This is a genomic window from Ligilactobacillus apodemi DSM 16634 = JCM 16172, from assembly GCF_001434405.1.
GTDB lineage: Bacteria > Bacillota > Bacilli > Lactobacillales > Lactobacillaceae > Ligilactobacillus > Ligilactobacillus apodemi.
The window spans coordinates 1-206 of the sequence record NZ_AZFT01000044.1 but is presented as its reverse complement, the minus strand read 5'-3'; the positions used below and the strand labels follow the sequence as shown (position 1 = coordinate 206).

The following is a 206-nucleotide window of genomic DNA, read 5'->3' as shown; positions in this document are numbered from 1 at the left end:
GAACTTGCTACTGAGTCTGCTTGGCTTGCATCTTCATAGTTCTTCGTTGCTTCATCAGCGGCGGAGCTTGCTACGCTGGCGGCACTCGATGATGCTGAAGCTGCTGAGTTGGCTACAGATGCCGCACTTGAAGCTGTAGAAGCGGCACTAGATACAACTGTATTGTTTGGACGTTCACTTGCCATATCAGCTACATCTTTAGCTGT

Annotated in this window: 1 protein-coding gene; it reads right to left on the bottom strand. The window is 49.5% G+C overall.

Translation table 11 applies throughout. The features are described 5' to 3' along the window. A partial coding sequence (locus tag FC32_RS10725) for a hypothetical protein (RefSeq protein ID WP_162253198.1) occupies window positions 1–206 on the bottom strand: 206 nt, incomplete at both ends.